At 57.2% G+C, this 24,823-nt stretch carries 24 protein-coding genes and 2 tRNA genes; 4 read left to right on the top strand and 22 right to left on the bottom strand.

The features are described 5' to 3' along the window. Positions 1-42: 42 nt before the first annotated feature. From rimP to rlmE, 9 genes are all read right to left on the bottom strand, one after another. Positions 43-501 (bottom strand): ribosome maturation factor RimP, encoded by a 459-nt coding sequence (gene rimP, locus AB4P97_RS27980; protein WP_042557593.1) that lies wholly within the window; start codon positions 499-501, stop codon positions 43-45. 138 nt (positions 502-639) lie between these two features. Next, a tRNA-Met gene (locus AB4P97_RS27975) sits at positions 640-716 on the bottom strand. A gap of 96 nt (positions 717-812) precedes the next feature. Continuing rightward, positions 813-898 (bottom strand) — tRNA-Leu (locus tag AB4P97_RS27970). Positions 899-919: 21 nt separating this feature from the next. After that, entirely contained in the window at positions 920-1,306 is a 387-nt protein-coding gene (gene secG, locus AB4P97_RS27965) for a preprotein translocase subunit SecG (RefSeq protein WP_042557592.1), read from the bottom strand. 4 nt (positions 1,307-1,310) lie between these two features. Next, on the bottom strand, positions 1,311-2,066 hold the full coding sequence (gene tpiA / locus AB4P97_RS27960; RefSeq protein ID WP_042557591.1) for a triose-phosphate isomerase: 756 nt from the start codon (positions 2,064-2,066) through the stop codon (positions 1,311-1,313). A 65-nt stretch (positions 2,067-2,131) separates the two neighbouring features. Next, on the bottom strand, positions 2,132-3,469 hold the full coding sequence (glmM, locus tag AB4P97_RS27955; RefSeq protein ID WP_042557590.1) for a phosphoglucosamine mutase: 1,338 nt from the start codon (positions 3,467-3,469) through the stop codon (positions 2,132-2,134). Between the two features lie 16 nt (positions 3,470-3,485). After that, complete coding sequence (gene folP / locus AB4P97_RS27950; protein WP_042557589.1) at positions 3,486-4,337, bottom strand: dihydropteroate synthase; 852 nt, start codon at positions 4,335-4,337, stop codon at positions 3,486-3,488. A gap of 8 nt (positions 4,338-4,345) precedes the next feature. Then, on the bottom strand, positions 4,346-6,253 hold the full coding sequence (ftsH, locus tag AB4P97_RS27945; protein ID WP_042557588.1) for an ATP-dependent zinc metalloprotease FtsH: 1,908 nt from the start codon (positions 6,251-6,253) through the stop codon (positions 4,346-4,348). 203 nt (positions 6,254-6,456) lie between these two features. Then, complete coding sequence (gene rlmE / locus AB4P97_RS27940) at positions 6,457-7,086, bottom strand: 23S rRNA (uridine(2552)-2'-O)-methyltransferase RlmE (RefSeq protein WP_042557587.1); 630 nt, start codon at positions 7,084-7,086, stop codon at positions 6,457-6,459. 101 nt (positions 7,087-7,187) lie between these two features. Between rlmE and AB4P97_RS27935 the strand changes: the two genes are divergently transcribed. Next, entirely contained in the window at positions 7,188-7,496 is a 309-nt protein-coding gene (locus AB4P97_RS27935) for a YhbY family RNA-binding protein (RefSeq protein ID WP_042557586.1), read from the top strand. A gap of 9 nt (positions 7,497-7,505) precedes the next feature. On the opposite strand, the gene AB4P97_RS27930 is transcribed toward AB4P97_RS27935, so the two are convergent. From AB4P97_RS27930 to grpE, 8 genes are all read right to left on the bottom strand, one after another. Continuing rightward, positions 7,506-7,910 (bottom strand): hypothetical protein, encoded by a 405-nt coding sequence (locus AB4P97_RS27930; RefSeq protein ID WP_042561952.1) that lies wholly within the window; start codon positions 7,908-7,910, stop codon positions 7,506-7,508. 28 nt (positions 7,911-7,938) lie between these two features. Then, the gene (greA, locus tag AB4P97_RS27925) at positions 7,939-8,415 is read right to left on the bottom strand and encodes a transcription elongation factor GreA (protein WP_042561951.1); all 477 of its coding nucleotides are present in this window, start codon (positions 8,413-8,415) and stop codon (positions 7,939-7,941) included. Between the two features lie 2 nt (positions 8,416-8,417). Next, complete coding sequence (gene carB / locus AB4P97_RS27920; RefSeq protein WP_042557585.1) at positions 8,418-11,639, bottom strand: carbamoyl-phosphate synthase large subunit; 3,222 nt, start codon at positions 11,637-11,639, stop codon at positions 8,418-8,420. A gap of 126 nt (positions 11,640-11,765) precedes the next feature. After that, complete coding sequence (gene carA, locus AB4P97_RS27915; RefSeq protein ID WP_047299697.1) at positions 11,766-12,902, bottom strand: glutamine-hydrolyzing carbamoyl-phosphate synthase small subunit; 1,137 nt, start codon at positions 12,900-12,902, stop codon at positions 11,766-11,768. Positions 12,903-13,159: 257 nt separating this feature from the next. Further along, positions 13,160-13,966 carry a 4-hydroxy-tetrahydrodipicolinate reductase gene (gene dapB / locus AB4P97_RS27910; RefSeq protein WP_395601899.1) on the bottom strand — a complete coding sequence of 269 codons (807 nt, stop codon included), beginning with the start codon at positions 13,964-13,966 and terminating at the stop codon, positions 13,160-13,162. Between the two features lie 9 nt (positions 13,967-13,975). Next, positions 13,976-15,100 (bottom strand): molecular chaperone DnaJ, encoded by a 1,125-nt coding sequence (gene dnaJ / locus AB4P97_RS27905; RefSeq protein WP_042557582.1) that lies wholly within the window; start codon positions 15,098-15,100, stop codon positions 13,976-13,978. A gap of 296 nt (positions 15,101-15,396) precedes the next feature. Continuing rightward, positions 15,397-17,313: a molecular chaperone DnaK gene (dnaK, locus tag AB4P97_RS27900; RefSeq protein ID WP_042557581.1), complete on the bottom strand. Its 1,917-nt coding sequence runs from the start codon at positions 17,311-17,313 to the stop codon at positions 15,397-15,399. Between the two features lie 102 nt (positions 17,314-17,415). Then, the gene (gene grpE / locus AB4P97_RS27895; RefSeq protein ID WP_042557580.1) at positions 17,416-17,982 is read right to left on the bottom strand and encodes a nucleotide exchange factor GrpE; all 567 of its coding nucleotides are present in this window, start codon (positions 17,980-17,982) and stop codon (positions 17,416-17,418) included. A gap of 241 nt (positions 17,983-18,223) precedes the next feature. Here grpE and recN point away from each other — a divergent pair, with 241 nt between their 5' ends. Next, positions 18,224-19,897 (top strand): DNA repair protein RecN, encoded by a 1,674-nt coding sequence (gene recN / locus AB4P97_RS27890; RefSeq protein WP_042557579.1) that lies wholly within the window; start codon positions 18,224-18,226, stop codon positions 19,895-19,897. 75 nt (positions 19,898-19,972) lie between these two features. On the opposite strand, the gene fur is transcribed toward recN, so the two are convergent. Further along, complete coding sequence (gene fur, locus AB4P97_RS27885) at positions 19,973-20,377, bottom strand: ferric iron uptake transcriptional regulator (protein ID WP_016771770.1); 405 nt, start codon at positions 20,375-20,377, stop codon at positions 19,973-19,975. Positions 20,378-20,474: 97 nt separating this feature from the next. Between fur and AB4P97_RS27880 the strand changes: the two genes are divergently transcribed. Then, complete coding sequence (locus tag AB4P97_RS27880) at positions 20,475-21,002, top strand: outer membrane protein assembly factor BamE (protein WP_042557578.1); 528 nt, start codon at positions 20,475-20,477, stop codon at positions 21,000-21,002. A gap of 60 nt (positions 21,003-21,062) precedes the next feature. Here AB4P97_RS27880 and AB4P97_RS27875 read toward each other — a convergent pair whose 3' ends face one another. Genes AB4P97_RS27875 through AB4P97_RS27865 form a run of 3 tightly spaced genes read right to left on the bottom strand, consistent with a single transcriptional unit; the run spans position 21,063 to position 23,215 of the window. After that, entirely contained in the window at positions 21,063-21,377 is a 315-nt protein-coding gene (locus tag AB4P97_RS27875) for an RnfH family protein (RefSeq protein ID WP_047299696.1), read from the bottom strand. After that, positions 21,370-21,804: a type II toxin-antitoxin system RatA family toxin gene (locus tag AB4P97_RS27870; protein ID WP_016986510.1), complete on the bottom strand. Its 435-nt coding sequence runs from the start codon at positions 21,802-21,804 to the stop codon at positions 21,370-21,372. The genes AB4P97_RS27875 and AB4P97_RS27870 overlap by 8 nt, the downstream gene beginning before the upstream one ends. A 7-nt stretch (positions 21,805-21,811) precedes the next feature. Next, positions 21,812-23,215, bottom strand: coding sequence for a sodium-dependent transporter (locus tag AB4P97_RS27865; protein WP_395601898.1), 1,404 nt, complete (start codon positions 23,213-23,215; stop codon positions 21,812-21,814). Between the two features lie 119 nt (positions 23,216-23,334). On the opposite strand from AB4P97_RS27865, the gene smpB reads away from it, so the two are divergent. Continuing rightward, on the top strand, positions 23,335-23,817 hold the full coding sequence (gene smpB / locus AB4P97_RS27860; RefSeq protein ID WP_007900551.1) for an SsrA-binding protein SmpB: 483 nt from the start codon (positions 23,335-23,337) through the stop codon (positions 23,815-23,817). A gap of 82 nt (positions 23,818-23,899) precedes the next feature. Here smpB and AB4P97_RS27855 read toward each other — a convergent pair whose 3' ends face one another. Beyond that, entirely contained in the window at positions 23,900-24,667 is a 768-nt protein-coding gene (locus AB4P97_RS27855; RefSeq protein WP_042557575.1) for an FCD domain-containing protein, read from the bottom strand. Positions 24,668-24,823: the final 156 nt, after the last annotated feature.

Raw genomic sequence — 24,823 nt, 5'->3', positions numbered from 1 at the left:
GCCTCGCCTTTCGCAAGCCATTGGATCCGCGGGATCCGCGTCTCAGTCAAAACTGGGAATAATGTTGGCCTTGTCGATCATATCGATCGGCAACAGAAACTCATGGTCATCTACCTGCACCACGACATCCTGTTCTTCTACACCGCGCAGAAGGCCCTGAAAGTTGCGTCGACCTTCAAAAGGCGAGCGCAGCTTGATCTTCACTTGTGCACCGACAAACTGGGCGAACTGCTCGATAGTGAACAGTGGGCGCTCCATGCCAGGCGAGGAAACTTCGAGGGTGTATTCAACGGTGATTGGATCTTCAACATCCAGGACACCGCTGATCTGACGGCTGACAATGGCGCAATCGTCCACCAGCACACCGCCCTCTTTATCGATATAAACGCGCAACATCGAGTGACGACCTTGAGCCGAAAACTCAATACCCCAGCATTCATAGCCTAGGGCCACGACCACCGGGGCCAGCAAGGCCTGCAACTCTTCTAGCTTGCTCGACACCTGAACCCCCTAGTGCATGTATGTGCATGCTATGCAGAATAAAAAAATGGGCGAAACGCCCATCCTTGAAACGCCGTCGAACAGCGGCGTTGAAAGTGTCCAGCTAACAAAAAGCCCCTTAAAAGGGGCTCTTTAAACTGGTTGCGGGGGCCGGATTTGAACCGACGACCTTCGGGTTATGAGCCCGACGAGCTACCAGACTGCTCCACCCCGCGACAAAGCTGGGGCGGAAGTATACGACTGATCCCTTATAGGGTCAATCTACCTTCCACCTGCAAGAAAGCCCGCAACAGCGGGCTATCCTGACTAATTGGTACCGAGAAGGGGACTCGAACCCCTACACCCTATGGGCACAACCACCTCAAGGTTGCGTGTCTACCAATTCCACCACCTCGGCAAAACTACAATGAAACCCTTCTTACTTTTGCTCTTGAGCTGGAGGTACGTCAGTCGCTGGAGAAGCCGACTTTTGCTCTTGAAGCACCGGGACATCATCAGAAGCCGGTTGTTGTTGCTTAGGTACTTCCAACACTGCTGGATCTGGCAAACCTGCTTGAGTCAGCTGATGAGCTTTCTCTTTAGCAAAGTAACCTAACCCCAAGCTGGTTATGAAGAAACCGGCGGCAAGTATAGCAGTAAACTTACTAAGAAAGGTAGAGGAACCTTGGCTTCCGAAGACAGTATTTGAAGCACCTGCTCCGAAAGACGCGCCAGCGTCCGCACCCTTACCCTGCTGCAGCAAAACCAGAGCAACTACGCCCAATGCACCCAGCAGATGAAAAACGACTACGACTGTTTCCAGCATTTTTTCAGTTTCCCGCGGCGCGACAGATCGCACCGAACTCATCTGCATTCAGGGAAGCTCCACCAATGAGCCCCCCATCGATATCCGGCATGCCGAACAGTTCGACCGCATTGGCCGCCTTCACGCTGCCGCCGTATAGAAGCCGCACACCTCGTGCGACTTCAGAATTCTCTGCCGCCAACTGCTCACGAATGGCTTTATGCACATCCTGAGCCTGCTGCGGCGTTGCGGTCAGCCCGGTACCAATGGCCCAGACCGGCTCGTAAGCTATTACCGCCTTGGCAAAAGCACCTACACCCAGCTCCTCAATAATGCTGCCCAGCTGACGCCCGACAACCTCAAGAGTTTTACCGGCTTCGCGCTGCTCAAGGGTTTCCCCTATACACAACACCGGAATCAAGCCACATGCCTGTGCCGCTGCGAACTTGCGATTCAGCATTCCGTCTCGCTCGCCCATTATCTGACGGCGTTCGGAGTGCCCGACAAGCACCAGGGAACAACCTGCATCCACCAACTGACTCGGCGCAATCTCACCGGTCAACGCACCTTGCATGGATTCCACCGCAGAATTCTGCGCGCCGACCGAAATCGACTTGCCTTTCAAGCCATCAATCACTTGATTGATATGCAAGCAAGGCGGGAATACTGCGACATCAACACCGCTTGGCAAGGCCAGATGACGAAGGCCATTGATCAGCTCAGCGACGCTGGCGCGGGTACCGTGCATCTTCCAGTTACCAGCTACCATAGGGCGACGCATGCTGTACCTCGTCGGTCAAAGTGGGCGCAGATGTTACCCAACACAATCATGGCTTGCAAGCCGTATCAGGCAGAAACTTCAGTTACCAGTTTCGCCAGTTCTTCGGCATAGCCGCGAACAAGGGTTTCGTCCTCGCCTTCGACCATCACGCGCACCAGAGGCTCTGTGCCGGACTTGCGCAGGAGCACACGTCCACGCCCCGCCATTGCCTGGGTTACGCGCGCACTGGCTTCCTTGACTGCCGGATGTTCCAGAGGGCTTTCGCCACCGCCGAAACGCACATTGATCAGCACCTGAGGGCACTTGCGCAACGCTTGGCGAGCTAGCGCCAGGCCTTCGTTACGCGTTTTGAGCGCCATCAGCACTTGCAGAGCCGCAATGATCGCGTCGCCCGTCGTGGTGTGATTGAAGCAAACGACATGTCCAGAGTTTTCACCACCGACCAGCCAATTACGCTCCAGCAATTCAGCGATCACATAGCGATCGCCGACATTGGCACGAATGAATGGAATAGAAAGATCGGCGAGCGCCAATTCCAGACCAAGGTTACTCATCAGGGTGCCGACCACGCCGCCCTGCAGCTTTCCACGCTCATGCAAATCACGCGCAATGATGAACAGCAACTCGTCGCCATCGACGATGGCACCGGTGTGATCGACCATCAATACTCGATCGCCATCACCATCAAAGGCGATGCCCAGGTCAGCGTGCTCTGACAATACTGCCGCCTGCAGCTGACCCATATGGGTCGAACCGCAGTTGTCATTGATATTCAGGCCATTGGGTTGGGCCGATAGAACGACAACGTCTGCACCAAGCTCACGGAAAACGCTTGGAGCAACCTTATAGGTGGCGCCGTGGGCGCAGTCGATGACAATTTTCAGCCCGGAAAAAGTGGTGCCGGTAGGCACACTGCTCTTGCAGAATTCAATGTAACGGCCTGACGCATCGTTGATCCGCGACACCTTGCCGATCTTGCTCGACTCGACCACGGTCATCGGGGTGTCGAGCAGCTCTTCGATCATCAACTCCAGCTCGTCCGGAAGCTTGGTGCCTTTTCCGGAGAAGAATTTGATGCCGTTATCATCATGCGGGTTGTGCGAAGCACTGATCACGATACCGGCCTCAGCCTGGAACGTGCGCGCCAGGTAAGCGATGGCGGGCGTCGGCATTGGACCGAGCAACATGACATCGGCACCTGCCGATGTCAGACCAGCCTCGAGCGCCGACTCGAACATGTAGCCGGAAATTCGCGTGTCTTTGCCGACCAGTACCTTGCAGGTACCCATCTTGCGGAACGCCATGCCGGCAGCCCAGCCAAGCTTGAGCATGAAGTCAGGAGTAATCGGATATTCACCGACTCGACCACGAATGCCGTCAGTACCAAAATATTTCTTGCTCATTAGTGCTCCATCATTCTTATTCGGCTGATTCGACGGCCGCGATCATTCGCACGACATCTATCGTTTGCGCCACATCATGGACACGCAATATACGCGCACCCTTGACCGACGCCAGTGCAGCCAGAGCCAGACCACCATACAAACGTTCGCCCACTGGACGATTCAATGCATGCCCGATCATGCTCTTGCGCGAAACACCCACCAGCAAGGGGCGGCCCAGCGCATGCAGGGCTTCCATATGCTTGAACAAGCTTAGATTGTGCTGCAGGGTTTTGGCGAAGCCAAAGCCGGGATCAAGGATGATTCGATCAGCCGGAATACCTGCCAATGCACATCGCGCCATGCGCTCGGCGAGAAACTCGCCCACTTCCCGAGTGACATCATCGTATTGAGGATTGTCCTGCATATCACCCGGCTCTCCGAGCATATGCATCAGGCAGACCGGCAAACCGGTTGCCGCTGCCGCGTCCAGTGCCCCATCACGCCGTAGCGATCGCACATCGTTGATCAACCCTGCCCCAAGCCGCGCGGTTTCGCGCATCACGGCAGGTGTCGACGTATCGACCGAGATGATCACGTCGAGTTCGCGATTGATCAGCTCGACAATAGGCGCCACGCGCTCGAGCTCTTCCAGCGGTGACACCGCGCGGGCGCCAGGGCGAGTGGATTCGCCGCCAACATCAATTAACGTCGCGCCAGCCGCAACCATGGCTTCGGCGTGACGCAAGGCCTCGTCGAGCTGGTTATATCGGCCGCCATCGGAAAAGGAATCGGGAGTGACATTGAGAATGCCCATGACATGCGTCTGGGCCAAATCAAGAACCCGGTTGCCGCAAGGCAACCGGGTCAGGGACTGAACAGAAGTCATTTCAAACCTTAAACGTCAGCAGCCGGGCCGCCGATCGGTGTTTCCGGACGCTCATCCTGGACAACTGGAGGCGGCGGTGTACCGGTACCACCCGACCAATCGCGAGGCTCGCGAGGCGTACGGCCAGCCATGATGTCGTCGATCTGTTCAGCGTCGATTGTCTCGTACTTCATCAAAGCATCAGCCATCGCATCGAGCTTGTCACGGTTGTCCGTGAGGATCTGCTTGGCCGTGCCGTAGCACTGATCAATGATGCTGCGTACTTCGGAGTCGATCAGCTTGGCGGTATCACCAGAGAAGCTGGCAGCCTGGCCACCACCGCCGCGACCGAGGAACACTTCTCCCTCTTCTTCGGCATACATCAGCGGACCAAGTTTTTCCGACAAGCCCCACTTGGTCACCATGTTTCGCGCAATCTGACTTGCACGCATGATGTCGTTGGAAGCTCCGGTGGTAACACCGTCGAAGCCCAGGGTCATTTCTTCAGCGATACGGCCGCCGTACAGCGAGCAGATCTGACTGATCAACGCACGCTTGGACAGGCTATAGCGATCCTCTTCCGGCAGGAACATCGTCACACCCAGTGCACGACCGCGTGGAATGATCGAGACTTTGTAGACCGGATCATGCTCAGGCACGACGCGACCAACAATAGCGTGGCCAGCCTCGTGATAAGCGGTGTTCTGCTTTTCTTTTTCGGACATGACCATCGATTTGCGCTCGGCGCCCATCATGATCTTGTCTTTGGCCAGCTCGAATTCCTTCATCTCGACGATGCGCTTGCCGCTGCGAGCAGCGAAAAGCGAAGCTTCGTTGACCAGGTTGGCCAGATCGGCACCGGAGAAGCCCGGGGTACCACGCGCGATAACACCTGGAGCGACGTCGTCACCCATCGGCACTTTACGCATGTGAACCTTGAGAATCTGTTCGCGACCACGGATGTCCGGCAGACCAACCACAACCTGCCGGTCGAAACGGCCCGGACGCAGCAGCGCAGGGTCGAGTACGTCAGGACGGTTGGTTGCAGCGATCACGATGATGCCGTCATTCATTTCAAAGCCGTCCATCTCAACCAGCAGCTGGTTGAGAGTCTGCTCACGCTCATCGTGACCACCGCCCATGCCGGCACCACGGTGGCGACCGACAGCGTCGATTTCATCAATGAAGATGATGCAAGGAGCGTGCTTCTTGGCCTGCTCGAACATGTCACGGACGCGGCTCGCACCGACACCAACGAACATCTCGACAAAGTCGGAACCGGAAATGGTGAAGAACGGCACCTTGGCTTCGCCGGCAATTGCCTTGGCCAGCAAGGTTTTACCGGTACCCGGAGGACCGACCATCAATACACCGCGAGGAATTCGACCGCCCAGACGCTGGAACTTGCCCGGATCACGGAGGAACTCAACCAGTTCACCAACTTCTTCCTTGGCTTCATCGCAACCGGCAACGTCAGCCAAAGTGGTTTTCACCTGATCTTCGGACAGCAGGCGCGCCTTGCTCTTGCCAAAGCTCATCGGCCCGCCCTTGCCACCGGCACCGCCCTGCATCTGGCGCATGAAGAACATGAACACCGCGATGATCACCAGGATCGGGAAGCTGGCCACCAGAAGCTGGGTCCAGATGCTTTGCTGCTCAGGCTGCTTGCCTTCAACCACAACGTGGTTGTCGACCAGATCGCCGATCAGGCCATTGTCCTGAATAGCCGGACGAATGGTCTTGAAGCTGTCGCCATCGCTGCGTTTGCCGGTAATCACATAACCATCAACGGCTACGCGCTCGACCTTGCCATCCTTGACCTGCTGGATGAAGTCGGAATAGTTGAGGGTCTGCGGCTCGTTAGGGCTGGAGAAGTTGTTCATCACCGTCACCAGGACAGCCGCGATGATCAACCACAGGATCAGATTCTTTGCCATATCGTTCAATTAACTACCCTCTGAAGCAAGCTCCGCTACTGGCGCGCGCTTCGCATGATATTCACCGGCCTAACTTACTACATTACCTACAACTCTGGCAGGCGCCGTCTGTAACCCTTTGTGAAACACTTTCTACACAATATTCGTTAATGCGTCCGGAGCAAAATGCGAAAAACCTATCGCCCTGGTCGAATCACGTCACTTTACTCGCTGCGGCCGCGATATCCCCAAGCCAGCATGTATTGCTCTCTGGAGCTGCCCCGTGACGAGTCCGGCTTGATCATCTGGATCTTGTCGAACTTCTTGCGAGCGTCCTTCAGGTAAACATCGAAACCTTCGCCCTGAAAGATCTTGATAACAAAATTACCACCCGGCTTGAGTATCCGCTCCGCCAAATCAAGAGCCAGCTCGCAAAGGAACATGGCTTTGGGCATATCCACTTCAGGCGTACCACTCATATTGGGGGCCATATCGGAAATCACAAGGTCCACCTGCGAATTACCCACGGCTTCAAGGATGCGCGCGAGCACTGCGTCTTCGGTGAAGTCCCCCTGGATGAAAGTCACGTCAGGAATACTGTCCATCTCCAGGATGTCCGAGGCGATCAGACGCCCCTGACCACCGATCAGTCGGCTAGTGACCTGAGACCAGCCACCAGGCGCCGCACCCAGATCGACAACGCTCATGCCAGGACGGATCAGCTTGTATTTCTCCTGGACCTCCAGAAGTTTGTAACTCGCACGCGAACGGTAGCCATCCTTCTGTGCCTGCTTCACATAGGGATCATTGACATGTCTTTTCAGCCAACCAAGGCTTGTCTTGGAACGCGCCATTGGGCACCTCGATGATAAGGGTCGTGATTAGTTGGGCGGATCCACGAACCCTCGGGTAAAATGGCCGCCATTTTACAGAATCCAGACGAAAGGGTCAGATTATGCCGCTCACTCCAGAGCAGAAGAAACAGTACAAATCCATTGGCCACCATCTGAAACCAGTTCTGACTGTGGCTGACAACGGTTTGACTGAAGGTGTGTTAGCCGAACTTGAACGCGCTTTGGCGGATCACGAGCTGATCAAAATCAAGCTCAACATCCTCGATCGCGAGTCGCGCCTGGCGTCCATTGCAGAACTGTGCAAGGTCGGCAAGGCTGATCTGGTTCAGGTCATCGGCAAGATGGCACTGCTTTACCGCAAGAACTTCAGCGTCAACAAGCAGCTGTCGAACGTTCATCGCTTCAAGTGATGACAAGGGTCAAGGGTGTGCTTCGCGCACCCTGCCACTCCATCCCGGTACCGGTTGCATCACCAGCACCAGCCCGGAAAACCCCAGCACCAGATAACTGAACACCTGCCAGCGCTGCGCATCAGGCCAGCCGACACGCACTGCGACATACATCGCACACGCGTACAACGCCATCAACAGTACCTGCCCGCGAAAATCCCGCCATAGACTGGCAAGGCCTTCGGCCTGTAAAAGCACCAAAGCCTGAAATATCACGCATGCAGCGGAAAAACCCACCACCAGCACTTCAAATGCACTGGCAACTTCGTCGATCAACAGCGGCGCCAGGCCAATCTTGACCAACGCCGGCTGCAAACCGAAATGAATCAGCCAGAGACCGCCAACCCACAACATCTGGGTCAGCTGCCAAAGCATGGCGCCCGCATGCAGCGGGCGCCCGGTTTCAAATGTGACGGACTTCGACAATCTCGTACTCGATAACGCCGCCTGGCGTTTTCACGGCGACCGTATCGCCCTCTTCCTTGCCGATCAAGGCGCGGGCCAGAGGCGAACCGACCGAAATCTTACCGAGTTTGAAGTCAGCCTCATCCTCACCCACGATGTGGTAAGTGACGCTTTCATCCGTCTCGACGTTGGCGATTTCGACGGTGGTACCGAAGATCACTTTGCCGGTATGAGGAATGGTCGTGACATCAATGATGACCTGATTCTGAATCCGGCCTTCGATGTCACGAATCCGCGCCTCGACCATGCCCTGCTGTTCGCGGGCGGCATGGTATTCCGCGTTCTCTTTCAGGTCACCCAACTCGCGGGCCGTCCCGATGTCCTGGCTGAGCTTCGGACGGACGACCTTGGTCAGGTGAGTGTGTTCTTCTTCCAGGGCTTTCGCGCCCTGAACTGTCATTGGGTACTTGGTTATGCTCATGCCTTCAATCCTGCGTGTAGATCCTGCAAGCGACGCACGGTCTTTTCCGGACCGAATTTCAGCGCTTCACAGATAGCTTCGCCAGCAGCAATGGTGGTGGTACAGTAAATCTTGTGCTGCAAGGCATTACGACGAATGGAGTAGGAATCGGCGATCGACTGGCGACCTTCGGTGGTGTTGATGATCAGCGTGACTTCGTCATTCTTGATCATGTCGACCACGTGCGGACGACCCTCGGTCACCTTGTTCACACGACGCACTTTCAGGCCTGCGGCTTCGATCAGCTTGGCAGTACCGGCAGTGGCAACCACTTCGAAGCCCAAGTTGATCAGATCACGGGCCACGCCTGCAACCAGTGGTTTGTCATCGTCGCGCACACTGATGAATGCAGTGCCACCGGTTGGCAGCACTTCGCTCGCGCCCATCTGGGCTTTGGCGAATGCTTCACCGAAGGTGTCGCCGACGCCCATCACTTCACCGGTCGACTTCATTTCAGGGCCGAGGATCGGGTCAACGCCAGGGAATTTGGCGAATGGGAACACCGCCTCCTTCACACTGTAGAAGTTCGGGATGATTTCTTTGGTGAAGCCGATTTCTTTCAGGGTTTTACCCGCCATCACGCGAGCCGCGATCATGGCCAGGGAAACGCCGATGCACTTGGATACGAACGGCACGGTACGGGAAGCGCGCGGGTTGACTTCGATGACGTAGATGTCTTCGCCTTGCAGCGCCAACTGCACGTTCATCAGGCCGACAACGCCCAGCTCCAGGGCCATTTTCTTGACCTGTTCACGCATCTCGTCCTGGATGTGCGCCGGCAGCGAGTACGGCGGCAGCGAGCAAGCGGAGTCACCGGAGTGAACGCCAGCTTGTTCGATGTGCTGCATGATCGCGCCGATGACCACGTCTTTGCCGTCGCAGACCGCATCCACGTCCATCTCGATGGCGCAGTTGAGGAAGTGGTCGAGCAGCACCGGGCTGTCGTTGGACACTTTCACTGCATCACGCAGATAGCGCTTGAGTTCTTCTTCTTCGTAGACGATTTCCATCGCACGGCCGCCCAACACGTAGGACGGGCGAACCACCAGCGGATAACCGATCTTGGCCGCAGCGCGAATGGCTTCGTCTTCGCTGCGCACAGTAGCATTTGGCGGCTGACGCAGGTTCAGGCGCTCAACCATTTGCTGGAAGCGCTCACGGTCTTCGGCACGGTCGATGGCGTCAGGGCTGGTGCCGATGATCGGCACGCCTGCAGCTTCCAGGGCGCGAGCCAGTTTCAGCGGGGTCTGGCCGCCGTACTGGACGATGACGCCTTTCGGCTTCTCGACGCGGCAGATTTCCAGCACGTCTTCCAGGGTTACCGATTCGAAGTACAGACGGTCGGAAGTGTCGTAGTCAGTGGAAACGGTTTCCGGGTTGCAGTTGACCATGATGGTCTCGTACCCGTCTTCGCGCAGAGCGAGGGCGGCGTGTACGCAGCAGTAGTCGAACTCGATGCCCTGACCGATACGGTTTGGACCACCGCCGAGGATGATGATCTTGTCGCGACCCGACGGCGCTGCTTCGCATTCTTCCTCGTAGGTCGAATACATATAGGCGGTATCAGTGGCGAACTCGGCAGCGCAAGTGTCAACGCGCTTGTAGACCGGGAACACTTCCAGCTTGTGACGATGAGTCCGCAGGTTCTTCTCGGTAACACCCAGCAGCTTGGCCAGACGCTGATCGGAGAAGCCTTTGCGCTTGAGCTTGAACATCAGGTCGCGGTCGATCGAGGACAGACCGAGGGTCTTGACCTTCTCTTCTTCCTTGATCAGATCTTCGATCTGCACCAGGAACCACGGATCGATCATGTTCATGCCGAAGATGTCTTCGACCGACAGACCGGCGCGGAACGCGTCAGCCACGTACCAGATGCGCTCGGCGCCCGGCACGGTCAGTTCGCGCTTGAGGATGCTCATGCTTTCCGGGTTGCTCAGGTCGAGCTTCTCGTCCAGGCCGCAAACGCCCACTTCCAGACCACGCAGGGCTTTCTGCAGGGATTCCTGGAAAGTCCGGCCGATAGCCATGACCTCACCCACCGACTTCATTTGCGTGGTCAGGCGTGCGTCGGCTTTCGGGAATTTCTCGAAGGCGAAGCGTGGCAGCTTGGTGACGACGTAGTCGATCGACGGCTCAAAGGACGCCGGGGTCTTGCCGCCGGTGATGTCGTTCGACAGTTCGTCGAGGGTGTAGCCCACAGCCAGTTTGGCGGCGACTTTGGCGATCGGGAAACCAGTGGCTTTCGAGGCCAGAGCCGAGGAACGCGATACACGCGGGTTCATCTCGATCACGACCATACGGCCAGTGTTCGGGCAGATACCGAACTGCACGTTGGAACCGCCAGTCTCGACGCCGATCTCGCGCAGTACCGCCAGGGAGGCGTTACGCAGGATCTGGTATTCCTTGTCGGTCAAGGTCTGAGCCGGGGCAACAGTGATCGAGTCACCGGTGTGCACGCCCATCGGGTCGAAGTTTTCGATCGAGCAGACGATGATGCAGTTGTCCTTTTTGTCGCGGACAACTTCCATTTCATATTCTTTCCAGCCGATCAGCGATTCGTCGATCAGCAGCTCTTTGGTCGGCGACAGGTCCAGACCACGGGCGCAGATTTCTTCGAACTCTTCACGGTTGTAAGCAATACCGCCGCCGGTGCCACCCATGGTGAACGACGGGCGGATGATGCACGGGAAGCCCAGGGTTTCGAGAACCGCGTTGGCTTCTTCCATGCTGTGGGCGATACCGGAGCGCGGGCACGCCAAGCCGATGGATTTCATCGCCTTGTCGAAACGCGAACGGTCTTCAGCCTTGTCGATGGTGTCGGCGTTGGCGCCGATCATTTCCACACCGAACTTCTCCAGAACGCCTTCGCGCTCCAGGTCGAGGGCACAGTTCAGAGCGGTCTGGCCGCCCATGGTCGGCAGCAGTGCGTCTGGACGCTCTTTCTCAATGATCTTGGCAACGGTCTGCCATTTGATCGGTTCGATGTAGGTCGCGTCGGCCATCGACGGGTCGGTCATGATGGTGGCAGGGTTGGAGTTCACCAGGATGACGCGGTAACCCTCTTCGCGCAGGGCTTTGCAAGCCTGGGCACCGGAGTAGTCGAATTCGCAGGCCTGGCCGATAACGATCGGGCCAGCGCCGAGAATCAGGATGCTTTTAATGTCTGTACGTTTTGGCATGGGTTTGTCACTCAAATCCGCAGGTCAGTCGGCAAGCCGTCTTGATCGATTTCTGAAGCCTCGAAGGGGCCGCCGGTAGCGGGGCCACCCTCGAGGGGCTTCTCTCTACAGTCTCAAGGCGAACGCTTAGCGTCGCTTGGCCATCTCGTTGATGAAGCGGTCGAACAGTGGCGCCACATCGTTCGGGCCCGGGCTCGCTTCAGGGTGACCCTGGAAGCTGAACGCGCTCTTGTCGGTGCGCTCGATACCTTGCAGGGTGCCGTCGAACAGCGATTTGTGGATCGCGCGAACGTTGGCTGGCAGGGTTTCTTCGTCTACCGCAAAACCGTGGTTCTGGCTGGTGATCATCACGACGCCAGTGTCCAGATCCTGTACCGGGTGGTTGGCACCGTGGTGGCCGTGGCCCATTTTCAGGGTCTTGGCGCCGGAGGCCAAAGCCAGCAGCTGGTGACCGAGGCAGATGCCGAATACCGGAATTTCGGTTTCCAGCACTTCCTTGATCGCCTTGATGGCGTAGTCGCATGGCTCCGGGTCACCAGGGCCGTTGGACAGGAACACGCCATCCGGTTTCAGCGCCAGTACGTCGGCAGCAGGCGTTTGCGCCGGCACGACGGTGACGCGGCAGCCGCGCTCGACCAGCATGCGCAGGATGTTGACCTTGACGCCGTAGTCGTAGGCAACCACGTGGTATGGCAGCTCGGAGGCTTCGATGGTCGCGTGGCTGTCGGTTTTCAGATCCCAGACTGTCGAGCGCCATTCGTATTGCTTCTTGGTGCTGACGACTTTCGCCAGATCCATGCCTTTCAGACCCGGGAAGCCTTGCGCTGCGGCAATGGCGGCTTCTTCAGAGATGTTGTCGCCGGCCATGATGCAGCCGTTCTGGGCGCCTTTTTCCCGCAGGATGCGGGTCAGGCGACGGGTGTCGATACCGGCGATTGCCACAACATTGTTGGCTTTCAGGTAATCGTCCAGGGACATCGTGTTACGCCAGTTGCTCGCCACGAGCGGCAGGTCGCGGATGACCAGACCGGCAGACCAGACGCGATCCGACTCGGCATCTTCCGGCGTGGTGCCGGTGTTGCCAATGTGCGGGTAGGTCAGGGTAACGATCTGTTGGGCGTAGGAAGGATCGGTAAGGATTTCCTGATAGCCGGTCATTGCGGTGTTGAACACCACCTCACCAACGGTTTGACCGTCGGCACCAATGGCTTCGCCGCGAAAAATGCTGCCATCAGCAAGGGCAAGTATGGCTGGCTTAGTCAAGAAGACCTCCCGTAAATAACGCATGAAAGGGCGATCGCAGGTTGTAAAAAAGCGGAATGACGTATGGACACGTCACCCCGCTTGTTCACTGAATTATTCTGCGCGCTTTTAGTGGACACACTAAAGCTGTAGCTTACAGAAAAAGGCTTTTTTGGTCTACCGCCAATGAGCCCGAAAGGGCAGAGAATGCGACAGGGCGTCGCTTGGCGGATAAAACCGGGCTCAAACATGTGGTTTGAACCCGGTTTCTGTAGCACTTAATGCAGGTCGAGCACGTCTTGCATGTCGTAAAGACCCGGCGCGCGACCATCCAGCCACAAAGCAGCGCGCACCGCTCCCTTGGCGAACGTCATGCGACTGGAAGCCTTGTGCGTGATCTCGAGCCGCTCACCTTCACAGGCGAACAGCACCGTGTGATCACCGACTACATCCCCACCGCGCACCGTGGCAAAACCAATGGTTTCACGCTCGCGTACACCGGTGTGACCTTCACGCCCATAGACCGAAACCTTCTGCAGATCACGATCCAGCGCGCTGGCAATCACTTCACCCATGCGCAACGCCGTACCTGACGGCGCATCGATCTTGTGCCGGTGATGCGCTTCGATGATTTCGATATCCGCATCATCACCCAGCACACGCGCAGCCATATCAAGCAGCTTCAGCGACAGATTGACCCCAACACTGAAGTTGGCAGCGAACACGATGGGAATATCCTTGCCCGCCTCGGCCAACAGATGTTTCTGCGCGGCATCCAGACCGGTAGTGCCGATGACCATGGCCTTGCCTGCCTTACGACAGAAGGCCAGGTTTTTAAGCATGACTTCAGGCAGCGTGAAATCGATCAGCACATCGAACTCATCCGCTACTGATTCAACATGACCAGACAACGGCACGCCGATTCGCCCCAGCGATGCCAACTCACCGGCATCGACGCCGATCAGCGTGCTGCCCGGGCGAACGATCGCAGCAGTCAGCCCGGTCAGCGGCGCGCGCTGCTGCACGGCCTCGACCAGAATCTTACCCATGCGCCCGGCGGCGCCCATCACTGCAATACGTCGCATGCCGACTCCTTACAAATCGCCGAAGAAGCGCTTTACACCGTCGAACCAACCGGTGGTTTTCGGCGAATGACTGTTGTCATCGGCCAACGAGCTGCGGAACTCTTCCAGCAATTCACGCTGACGACGGTTCAGATTGACCGGGGTCTCGACGGCCACACGACACATCAGGTCGCCCGCACCACCGCCACGCACTGGCGCCACGCCTTTACCGCGGACGCGGAATTGTTTGCCGGTCTGCGTGCCTTCGGGGATTTTCAGTTTGACGCGACCGTCGAGGGTCGGAATCTCCAGCTCACCACCCAACGCTGCATCGACAAAGCTGATCGGTACTTCGCAGAACAGATGCTTGCCGTCACGCTGGAAGATGTCGTGTTCGCGGACATTGATGACCACGTACAGGTCGCCAGTCGGGCCACCCTGAGTCCCCGCCTCGCCTTCACCAGACAGACGGATGCGGTCGCCAGTATCAACGCCGGCCGGTACTTTGACCGACAGGGTTTTGTACTCTTCGACACGACCGTCGCCATGGCAGGAATCGCACGGATCGGAAATGATCTTGCCTTGGCCATGGCAGCGCGGACAGGTCTGCTGAACCGAAAAGAAACCCTGCTGCATGCGCACCTGACCGATGCCGCCGCACGTCGGGCACGTCGAAGGCGACGAGCCTTTCTTGGCGCCCGAACCATCGCACGGCTTGCAATTGACCAGTGTCGGCACGCGGATATTCACCGAGGTGCCGCGCACCGCTTCTTCCAGATTCAGCTCCAGGGTGTAGCGCAAATCGCTGCCACGCTGGGCGCCGCCACGGGAACCGCCGCGACCGCCGCCGAAGAAGTCACTGAAGACATCGCCAAAGATGTCAGAGAAGTTCTGACCGCCGAAACCGGCACCGCCGCCACCCATGCTCGGATCAACGCCAGCATGACCGTATTGGTCGTACGCCGCGCGCTTGCTCGAATCGGACAGCACTTCGTAGGCCTCGTTGGCCTCTTTGAACAGTTCTTCCGATGCTTTGTCATCGGGATTACGGTCCGGGTGATGCTTCATCGCCAGACGACGATAGGCCTTTTTCAGGTCCGCATCGGTTGAGCCACGCTCAACACCCAACACTTCGTAATAATCACGCTTTGCCATAAGTTCTTCGCACTCTTGAGGACGTTCGGCAAACCCCTCCTGAGGTGGCCAAACTCGTTGAGCCCCAATACAGGCCCGGACCCAACTCACGTCAATTCAACGATCCTGGTCTTTGATTCATGCGGTACTTTCGGCGCGAAAAGCAGGAGCATTCCCGGCCATACCACCAACACGCGAACCTTGTCGCATGCTGTAAAAATTCGCGTATTCCAGATACGCCAACGCGGGAGCAAGCTCCCGCGCGGCGACATCCTACCAGTCACCGCCTGAAGGCAGTCAACCGGCCGACCAACAACTTACTTGTGGTCTTTAACTTCTTCGAACTCAGCATCGACAACATCGTCGGCTTTTTCAGCTTTGTCGTCCTGCGGTGCTGCGCCTTCAGCAGGCTGAGCCTGTTCGGCGTACATCTTCTGAGCAACCGGAGCAGATACTTTCGACAGCTCTTCGACTTTCGCTTCGATGGCAGCCTTGTCGTCGCCTTTCACAGCGGCTTCCAGAGCAACCACGGCAGCTTCGATCGCGGTCTTCTCTTCGGCGGTAACTTTGTCACCCGCGTCAGCGATCATTTTGCGAGTCGAGTGAACCAGTGCATCACCCTGGTTACGGGCGCCAGCCAGCTCTTCGAACTTGCGGTCTTCCTCGGCATTCGCCTCGGCGTCACGCACCATGCGCTCGATTTCTTCGTCGGACAGGCCGGAGTTGGCCTTGATCACGATCGACTGAGTCTTGCCGGTCGCCTTGTCTTTCGCGCCAACGTGCAGGATGCCGTTTGCGTCGATGTCGAAGGTTACTTCGATCTGCGGCACGCCACGTGGTGCAGGTGGAATGTCGGCCAGGTCGAACTTGCCCAAGGACTTGTTCTGCGTGGCTTGCTTACGCTCGCCTTGCAGGACGTGGATGGTCACGGCGCCCTGGTTGTCGTCGGCAGTCGAGAACACTTGCGATTTCTTGGTAGGAATCGTGGTGTTTTTCTCGATCAGCGCGGTCATCACGCCACCCATGGTTTCAATACCCAGGGTCAGCGGGCTGACGTCGAGCAGCAGAACGTCTTTCACGTCACCAGCCAGAACGGCGCCCTGGATGGCAGCACCCATGGCAACAGCTTCGTCCGGGTTAACGTCTTTACGCGCTTCTTTACCGAAGAAATCGGTAACCAGCTTCTGTACCAGCGGCATACGGGTCTGACCACCGACCAGAATCACGTCGTTGATCGCGCCAACGTCCAGACCTGCGTCTTTCATGGCGATGCGGCAAGGTTCGATGGTGCGCTGAACCAGGTCTTCAACCAGTGCTTCGAGCTTGGAACGCGAAATTTTCACGTTCAAGTGCTTAGGACCGGTGGCATCTGCAGTGATGTACGGCAGGTTGACGTCGGTCGACTGAGCAGACGACAACTCGATCTTGGCTTTCTCAGCGGCTTCTTTCAGGCGCTGCATGGCCAGCGGGTCACCTTTAAGGTTCATGCCGCTTTCTTTCTTGAATTCGTCAACGAGGTAGTCGATCAGACGAATGTCGAAGTCTTCACCGCCCAGGAACGTGTCACCGTTGGTGGCCAACACTTCGAACTGGTGCTCGCCGTCAACTTCAGCGATCTCGATTACGGAGACGTCGAAAGTACCGCCACCCAGGTCGTAAACGATCACGGTGTGATCGCCCTTGGCCTTGTCCATACCGTAAGCCAGAGCAGCTGCGGTTGGTTCGTTGATGATGCGTTTAACGTCCAGACCCGCGATGCGGCCGGCGTCTTTGGTTGCCTGACGCTGGCTGTCGTTGAAGTAGGCCGGAACAGTGATCACTGCTTCGGTGACTTCTTCGCCGAGATAATCTTCGGCGGTCTTTTTCATCTTTTTCAGGATTTCAGCCGAGATTTGTGGCGGTGCCATTTTCTGGCCGTTCACCTCAACCCAAGCGTCGCCGTTGTCAGCCTTGGCGATCTTGTAAGGAACCATCTGGATGTCTTTCTGCACAACTTCTTCGTCGAAACGACGACCGATCAGACGCTTTACTGCGTACAGAGTGTTGTGCGGGTTGGTGACTGCCTGACGCTTGGCAGACTGACCAACCAGAATTTCGCCATCGTTGGCGTAAGCGATGATCGACGGCGTGGTACGCGCGCCTTCAGCGTTTTCAATAACTTTTGCTTTGCCGTTTTCCAGCACGGAGACGCAGGAGTTGGTAGTCCCCAGGTCGATACCGATAATTTTGCCCATGTTAACTCTCCCGAAACTTTGGATTTGGATGCCGCAGCAGTGGTGGCTGACTGCGGTAGCACTTAAACGCTTGACTTCTAAATGGGGGCCTTGCGGCTAATTTCAAGCCTGCTCATCAATAGAAGGCGAAACTGGCGCCGGCGCCTTGCTGACCACGACCATGGCCGGGCGCAGCAGGCGACCGTTGAGCTGATAGCCCTTCTGGAACACCTTCAGAACACTGTTCGGCTCGACGTCTGCGCTTTCCTGCATGGCCATTGCCTGATGCTGAACGGCGTTGAACGGTTCGCCATGCGGATCGATCGCTTCAAGCTGATAACGCTTGAGGGTGTCGTGGAACATTTTCAGGGTCAGCTCGATACCTTCGCGCATCGGACGGATGCTTTCGTCGTCCGGGTTCGACAACTCGAGGCCGCGCTCCAGGCTGTCGACGATCGGCAGCAGGTCGCTGGCGAATTTTTCCAGCGCAAACTTGTGCGCCTTCTCCACGTCCTGCTCGGCACGACGACGGACGTTCTGCAGATCGGCAGCAACACGCAGAGACTGATCCTGCGCGGCGGCCAATTGCTCTTCGAGCACTTGTACACGGGTCGCCAGGTCGTCACCCGAACCCTCGGGCGCCTGATTGGCTTCTGGGTTTTGCTTATCTACTGTCTGTTCGTCAGCCATAGAATTCTCCTTTCAATATCGTCCGCGAGTTCGACTCGCGCTTCTGCCCCGATATATGGGGCCGCAAAATCAGTCTTCAAGGGGCTCAAGCATTAACCCTACAAAAAAGTGCTGCTTTTTTTCATTCCTCGATGAGCTAAGCATTTGCATTGCTCAAGCGAAACGACCTAAGTGAGGGCATTGTCAGCCCCGAACAAAACACTGTATAAATAACCAGACCTAAAGCCTGGGAGCGGCCTTTATGCTGGTGCACCTGTCCGTACATAACTACGCCATCGTTGAACATCTCGATCTTGAACTTGATCGCGGGATGAGCGTGATCACAGGGGAAACCGGCGCCGGCAAGTCGATCATGCTTGACGCCCTGGGCCTGACCCTTGGCGATCGTGCCGACAGCGGCGTAGTCCGCCCGGGCGCCGACAAGGCCGATATCCTGGCAACCTTCGACCTGGCCGATATCCCCGAAGCCAGCGCTTGGCTGGCCGAGCGCGATCTGGACATCGACGGGCCGTGCATCCTGCGCCGCGTCATCACTTCGGAAGGACGCTCTCGTGGCTATATCAACGGTACGCCCTGCCCGCTTGGCGATTTAAAGTCCCTTGGCGAATTGCTGATCGATATCCACAGCCAGCACGAACACCAGTCTCTTCTGAAAACCGATACCCATCGTCGCCTGCTGGACGAATACGCAGGGGCGACCGACCTCGCCCGTCAGGTACAACTGGCGGCGCAGCGCTGGCGTCAGACTCGCCAGGAGCTGGAGCGTCTCTCCAACTCCGGCGACGAACAGCGCGCTCGTCATCAGCTGCTCAGCTACCAACTCGAAGAACTCGAAAACCTCGGGCTCGGCGACAACGAACTCGAACAACTGGAGCAGGAACACAAGAACCTGACCAATGCTGAAACCCTGCTCGGCATTTGCCGACAAGTGGTCGAACAATGCAGCGAAAGTGATTCCGGGAATGTGTTGAATGCGTTGACAGCCAGCCTTAATCGCCTGTCGAGCGTGAACAACTCCGTTGGCGCCCTCGGCGAGGCCAGCAGTTTGTTGACCAGCGCGCAGATTCAGGTCGAAGAGGCTGTCGGTGAACTTAATCGCTTCCTCGATAACTTCGATGCCGACCCGGCACGCCTGCAATATCTGGAAGAGCGCCTCGACGCCATTTACACGCTGGCGCGCAAGCATCGGATCCAGCCGACCGAAGTCAGTGAAATGCAGCAAAAACTGCTGGATGAAATCGAAACGCTCAATGCCAATGACGAATCCATTGAGCGATTGGGCGAAGAGTTGGCCTCCTATGCCCGCCACTACCAGGAAAAGGCACGGGAGCTGAGCGATTTGCGCCATCAGGCCGCTGACAACCTGGCCAGTGCGGTGGAACAGGAGATTCAACGGCTGGGCATGCCGGGCGGTCGATTCACCATCGAACTGCGCGCCAACAGCAGCGACGAACTCTTGCCTAACGGCCTCGAACAAGTCGAATTGCTGGTGAGCGCCAACCCCGGCCAACCGCTGAAGGCGCTGGCGAAAGTAGCATCTGGCGGTGAACTATCAAGAATCAGCCTGGCAATCCAGGTGATCACCGCACAGACCTCTCGCGTTCCAACCCTGGTGTTCGACGAAGTCGACGTGGGCATCGGCGGCCCGACGGCTGAAATTGTCGGCCAGTTATTGCGCCGACTCGGTGAGCGCGGCCAAGTATTGACCGTCACGCACTTGCCGCAAGTGGCAGCTCAGGGGCATCAGCATCTGTTCGTACACAAAGTACGCGGGGAAGAGGCAACACACACCGCCGTCTCCAAGCTGAGCAAGAACGACCGTATAGAAGAAGTCGCAAGGATGTTGGGCGGTATCGATCTGACCAAAGAGTCTTTGGCACACGCGAAGAAGATGGTCGTCACCGCGAAAGTTTAACAATGGCAAAAAGCACGAAGGCGACCCTTGGGTCGCCTTCGCTCGTTTCGCGAACCTGAAATTCGCGCGACATGCTTACTTTTTCTTGCGTACGTACAGCACCAGATTGTGATCAACCATCTCAAAGCCATGCTTCTCGACGATCGACTTCTGAAGCTTTTCGATTTCTTCGTCGAAGAACTCGATCACTTCACCGGACTCCACGTTGACCATATGGTCGTGGTGGCCACCGTCGGCCAATTCAAACACAGCGTGGCCGCCGTCGAAGTTGTGACGGACCACCAGGCCAGCGGCTTCGAACTGGGTCAGAACACGGTAAACCGTGGCCAGACCGACGTCCTCGCCCGCTTCCATCAACGCCTTGTAGACGTCCTCGGCACTCATGTGACGCTGCTCTGTAGAGTCGAGCATTTGCAGGATCTTGACCCGTGGCAGGGTCACTTTGAGGCCAGCTTTGCGTAGTTCGCTATTTTCAACCATGGTCAGCTTTCTCGCGATGCTGCTTCGCAGCTTCTCTTAATACGGGTATGATCGGCGTTTACGTTGTCCCAGCCAAGATAGTGGAAGTCGCCCACCGATGCAAAACACCAAGCTCTTGCTAACCAGTTTCACCTTTGTGGGACTGCTCGCACTCGCCGGTTGTTCATTCCCCGGGGTTTACAAAATCGACATCCAGCAGGGCAATGTCGTCACGCAGGACATGATAGACCAGTTACGCCCGGGAATGACCCGGCCGCAAGTACGGTTTATCATGGGCAACCCTCTGCTTGCCGACACGTTCCATGCCGATCGCTGGGATTATCTGTATAGCCTGCAACCTGGTGGCGGTGAACGTCAGCAGGAACGCATGAGTGTTATTTTCAACTCAAACGACCAGCTCGTCAGCCTGTCCGGTGACTTTATGCCGGGCGTAAGCCGTGACGAAGCCATTCTCGGCAAGGACAGTGGCACCAACGTGACCGCTCCTGCTGAAAACGCCGAGAAGCCAACACCGGAAAAACCGGTGAAACCAGGTTCCTTGCTGGATCAGATCCAGAAGGACGTCGATGGTGTAGAAACCGTTCCGGTTCCGACGCCAGAGCCGCTGGACACCTCGCCGCAATAATTTGCGACGCAGTAAAAAACCCGGAAATTCCGGGTTTTTTATTGCCTGCCGTTTGGCTTCTTACTGATTTCGAGCTTTCGCCTCAGCTGCCTTGGCAGCACGCAAACGCCGCACCTCTTTCGGATCGGCGAGCAACGGCCGATAAATTTCGATGCGATCCCCCGCCTGAATCAGGCGAACCTCTGGATCAGCGATTACTTTGCCGAAGATCCCTACCGGGCATTCGGCCAGATCAAGCTCAGGGAACTCATCGCCAATCCCGGACTTGAACAAGGCATCACGCACAGTCGTCCCTTCGGGGACACTGACCGCGCGCAAGACCTGACGATCAACGGCCGCATACACGACCTCTATCTCGATCACCGACTCAACCATGCATCTGTTTGGCACGCTGACAGAATGCATCCACCAGCGTGTTCGCAGCCTGATTGAACAGCGGCCCCAGCGTGGCTCGCACCAACGGCCCGGCATAGTCGAACGACAGATCCAGGCTGATCTTGCAGGCCTTCTCGTTCAGCACCTTGAATACCCAGACGCCGTGCAACTGATTGAACGGGCCTTCTTCAAGGTTCATCTCGATGGATTGCCCCGGTACCAGCGTATTGCGCGTCACGAAATGCTGACTGAGGCCACCCTTGGCCACGCCGACACTTGCACGCATATGCTCAGGCGAGCTCTCCAACACCTCGGCAGACGAGCACCACGGCAGAAATTCCGGATAACGCGCCACGTCATTGACCAGGTCGTAGAGAAATTGCGCCGGGTAAGGCAGCAGCGCCGATCGTTGAATATGTGTCGTCATGTAAGCGTTACTTCCAGAGCTGAGCGGCAAACACTACAAGAATGCCGATGGGCGCCACATAGCGCATCAAGAACAGGGACAGGGAGAACAGCGCCGGATTGCGGATCGACAACTCGTCGCGCACTGCTTCACGGCCCATCACCCAGCCTGCAAACAACACGAAACACAAACCACCGAGTGGCAACATGATCCGCGAGGTGAAGAAATCGATCACGCCGAAGAAGTCCAGACCGCTTGCCGCACCCCATTGATAGAGGTGGAACATCCCGCCTTCGTTCACGAAAAACTTGGCTTCCTTCCAGATATTGAAGGAAAACACCGTGCCCAGACCCACGAACCAGCAGGTAAAAGCCAACCAGAATGTCACCCAGGCGCGGCTGATTTTCGTGCGTTCAACCAGGTACGCGACCATCGGCTCCAGCAGGGAAATCGCCGAACTCCAGGCGGCAACCGCCACCAGCACGAAGAACACTACCCCCATCAACTGGCCGAACGCTACGTTACCAAAGGCAAATGGCAGACTGACGAACATCAGGCCAGGGCCTTCGCTCGGGTTCAGGCCCGCGGCAAACACGATAGGGAACAAGGCCAGACCGGCCACCAGCGATACAAACGTATCGAGCAGCGCCACACCGACGACCGTGCCAGAGAGCGACGAATTCTTCGGCATGTAAGCGCCGTAGATCATGATCGATCCGACGCCCACGCTCAGCGAAAAGAATGCGTGGCCCATCGCCGGGAGTAATCCGTCGAGGACTTTTTCCGGGTGGAAGTCGAACATGAAATGCACGCCTTCCATGAAATGCCCAGTGGTCATGCTGTAGCCGAGCAGCACCAGAATCATCACAAACAGTAACGGCATCATGATTCGCAAGCTGCGTTCAAGCCCGGCGACCACGCCTTTGGCGATCACCAGCGCTGAAAGCAGCATAAAAATCGTGTGCCAAAGTGTCAGGCGCCATGGATCAGCGATCACATTACCGAAGTAGGCACCGACCTGAGCGGCCGTGGCACCTTGAAAGTCGCCACGCCCCATATCGATGATGTAATCCAGCGACCAGCCGCCGACCACACTGTAGAAAGACAGGATCAACAACGCCGTGATCATCCCGGCGAACGCGCCCCACGACCACTTGCCCGAATGCCCGGCTTCTACCGCCAGCACCTTCAAAGCGTTGGCCGGACTCTGCCGCGCACGCCGCCCGATCAGGGTTTCAGCCAACATGACCGGGATCCCGATCAACGCGATACATGCCAGAAACATCAGCACAAAGGCACCGCCGCCGTAGACCCCGACCATGTACGGGAACTTCCAGATACTACCCAGTCCCACGGCCGAACCGGTCGCGGCGAGTATGAATACCCAGCGGCTAGCCCAACTGCCGTGGACAGAAACCTTGTCTGTCGACATCGTTTATCACGCCCAAGCGTTAGAAAAAGAGGCCGCATTGTCCGGGATTCACTCAACCTGCTCAAGCACGCAGCATCACCGTAGCCGACAGCCGTTTATCTCCATATAATGCCGCCCCTATGGCTAAACAGAAGAAACACCCAACAGGGACCATCGCGCAGAACAAAAAGGCGCGACACGATTACTTCATCGAGCATAAGTTCGAGGCTGGTCTGGTCCTGGCCGGCTGGGAAGTAAAAAGTCTGCGGGCAAGCAAGCTGCAACTGGTCGACAGTTACGTGCTGCTCAAGGATGGCGAAGCATGGCTGCTCGGCAGTCATATCACGCCTCTGATGACCGCCAGCACCCACGTCATCGCTGACCCGACGCGCACGCGCAAGTTGCTGCTCAACCGCCGAGAGCTGGAAAAGCTCGCCGCGGCAGTGCAGCAAAAGGGTTACGCCTGCGTATGCCTGTCCTGGTATTGGAGCAAGCACATGGTCAAGTGCGAGATTGCTCTGGGCAAGGGCAAGAAGGAATACGACAAGCGTGACACCGAGCGCGAGCGCGACGCCGGTCGTGAGTTGCAGCGTGCTGTGCGTAACAAGGGCAAGGAAGACTAGTCTTCCCCCCAAAAAGCAAAGATCGTCCGATCGCGGCCGCCGCAGGCTCGGACCGTGATCGGACGATTTTTTGCTTTAAAAATCACATCCCCTTGCGCCGCTCCGCCCGAGCCATGCGCTGAACTTCCTGCCGCACCTCTTCCAGCACTTCCTGCACATACAAAATGTGTCGGCTGGAAACTTCCCGCGCCTGCTCCGCACGCCCCTCAATAATCGCCAGATACAATTCCCGATGCTGGGTGATCAGCATGTCGCGGGTTTCCGTGCGCTGCTTGTACATGCCGCCGATGTTGGTCACAACGTTACGCTTGAGCAAATCAAACAAACCGCGAATCGTGTGCAACAACACCGCGTTATGACTGGCCTCGGCAATCGCCAGATGAAACTTCGCATCCGCCGCGCCCTCTTCCACCCGACTCACTTCGTCATGACGCGAATAGCAGTCCTGTAACTCTTCGAACGCCGCAGTCAGCCGTTCGCGATCCACATCGGTTGCGCGCAATGCAGCGTAATAGGCGCACGATGCCTCCAGGGTATGCCGGAATTCCAGCAAATCGCGCTGCGCCTCAGGATTGCTTTCGAGCAGTTGCAGCAGCGGATCGCTGAAGGTCGAACCGAGCGATTCCACCACGTAGTTGCCACCGCCCTGCTTGCTGACCAGCAACCCCTTGGCCGCCAGTTTCTGAATCGCTTCGCGCAACGATGGGCGTGAAACCCCGAACTGCTCAGCCAGCGCGCGCTCAGCCGGCAGCCGCTCACCGGACTTCAACGTGCCCTCGAGGATCATCCCCTCGAGCCGCTCGACAATATCGTCAGACAAACGGCGCTGACGTATCTGATCAAACCCCATAACTCACTTCTCCACGAGCCCGACCGCTCGCCGGGCTCTCTATTCTGGCCTATCGGCGCCATCACGACACCTACCAGACGACACCGCCCGAACCGAATCAGATGACATCTGCACCGCTCATTCGACAAAAGTTTCAGGGCGACAAATTGACACACC

The organism is Pseudomonas sp. A1230, from assembly GCF_044218825.1.
In the GTDB taxonomy this organism is placed as follows: Bacteria; Pseudomonadota; Gammaproteobacteria; order Pseudomonadales; family Pseudomonadaceae; genus Aquipseudomonas; species Aquipseudomonas iridis.
Note: the sequence above shows the minus strand (reverse complement) of the source record. Positions and strands in the feature narration are given on the sequence as shown.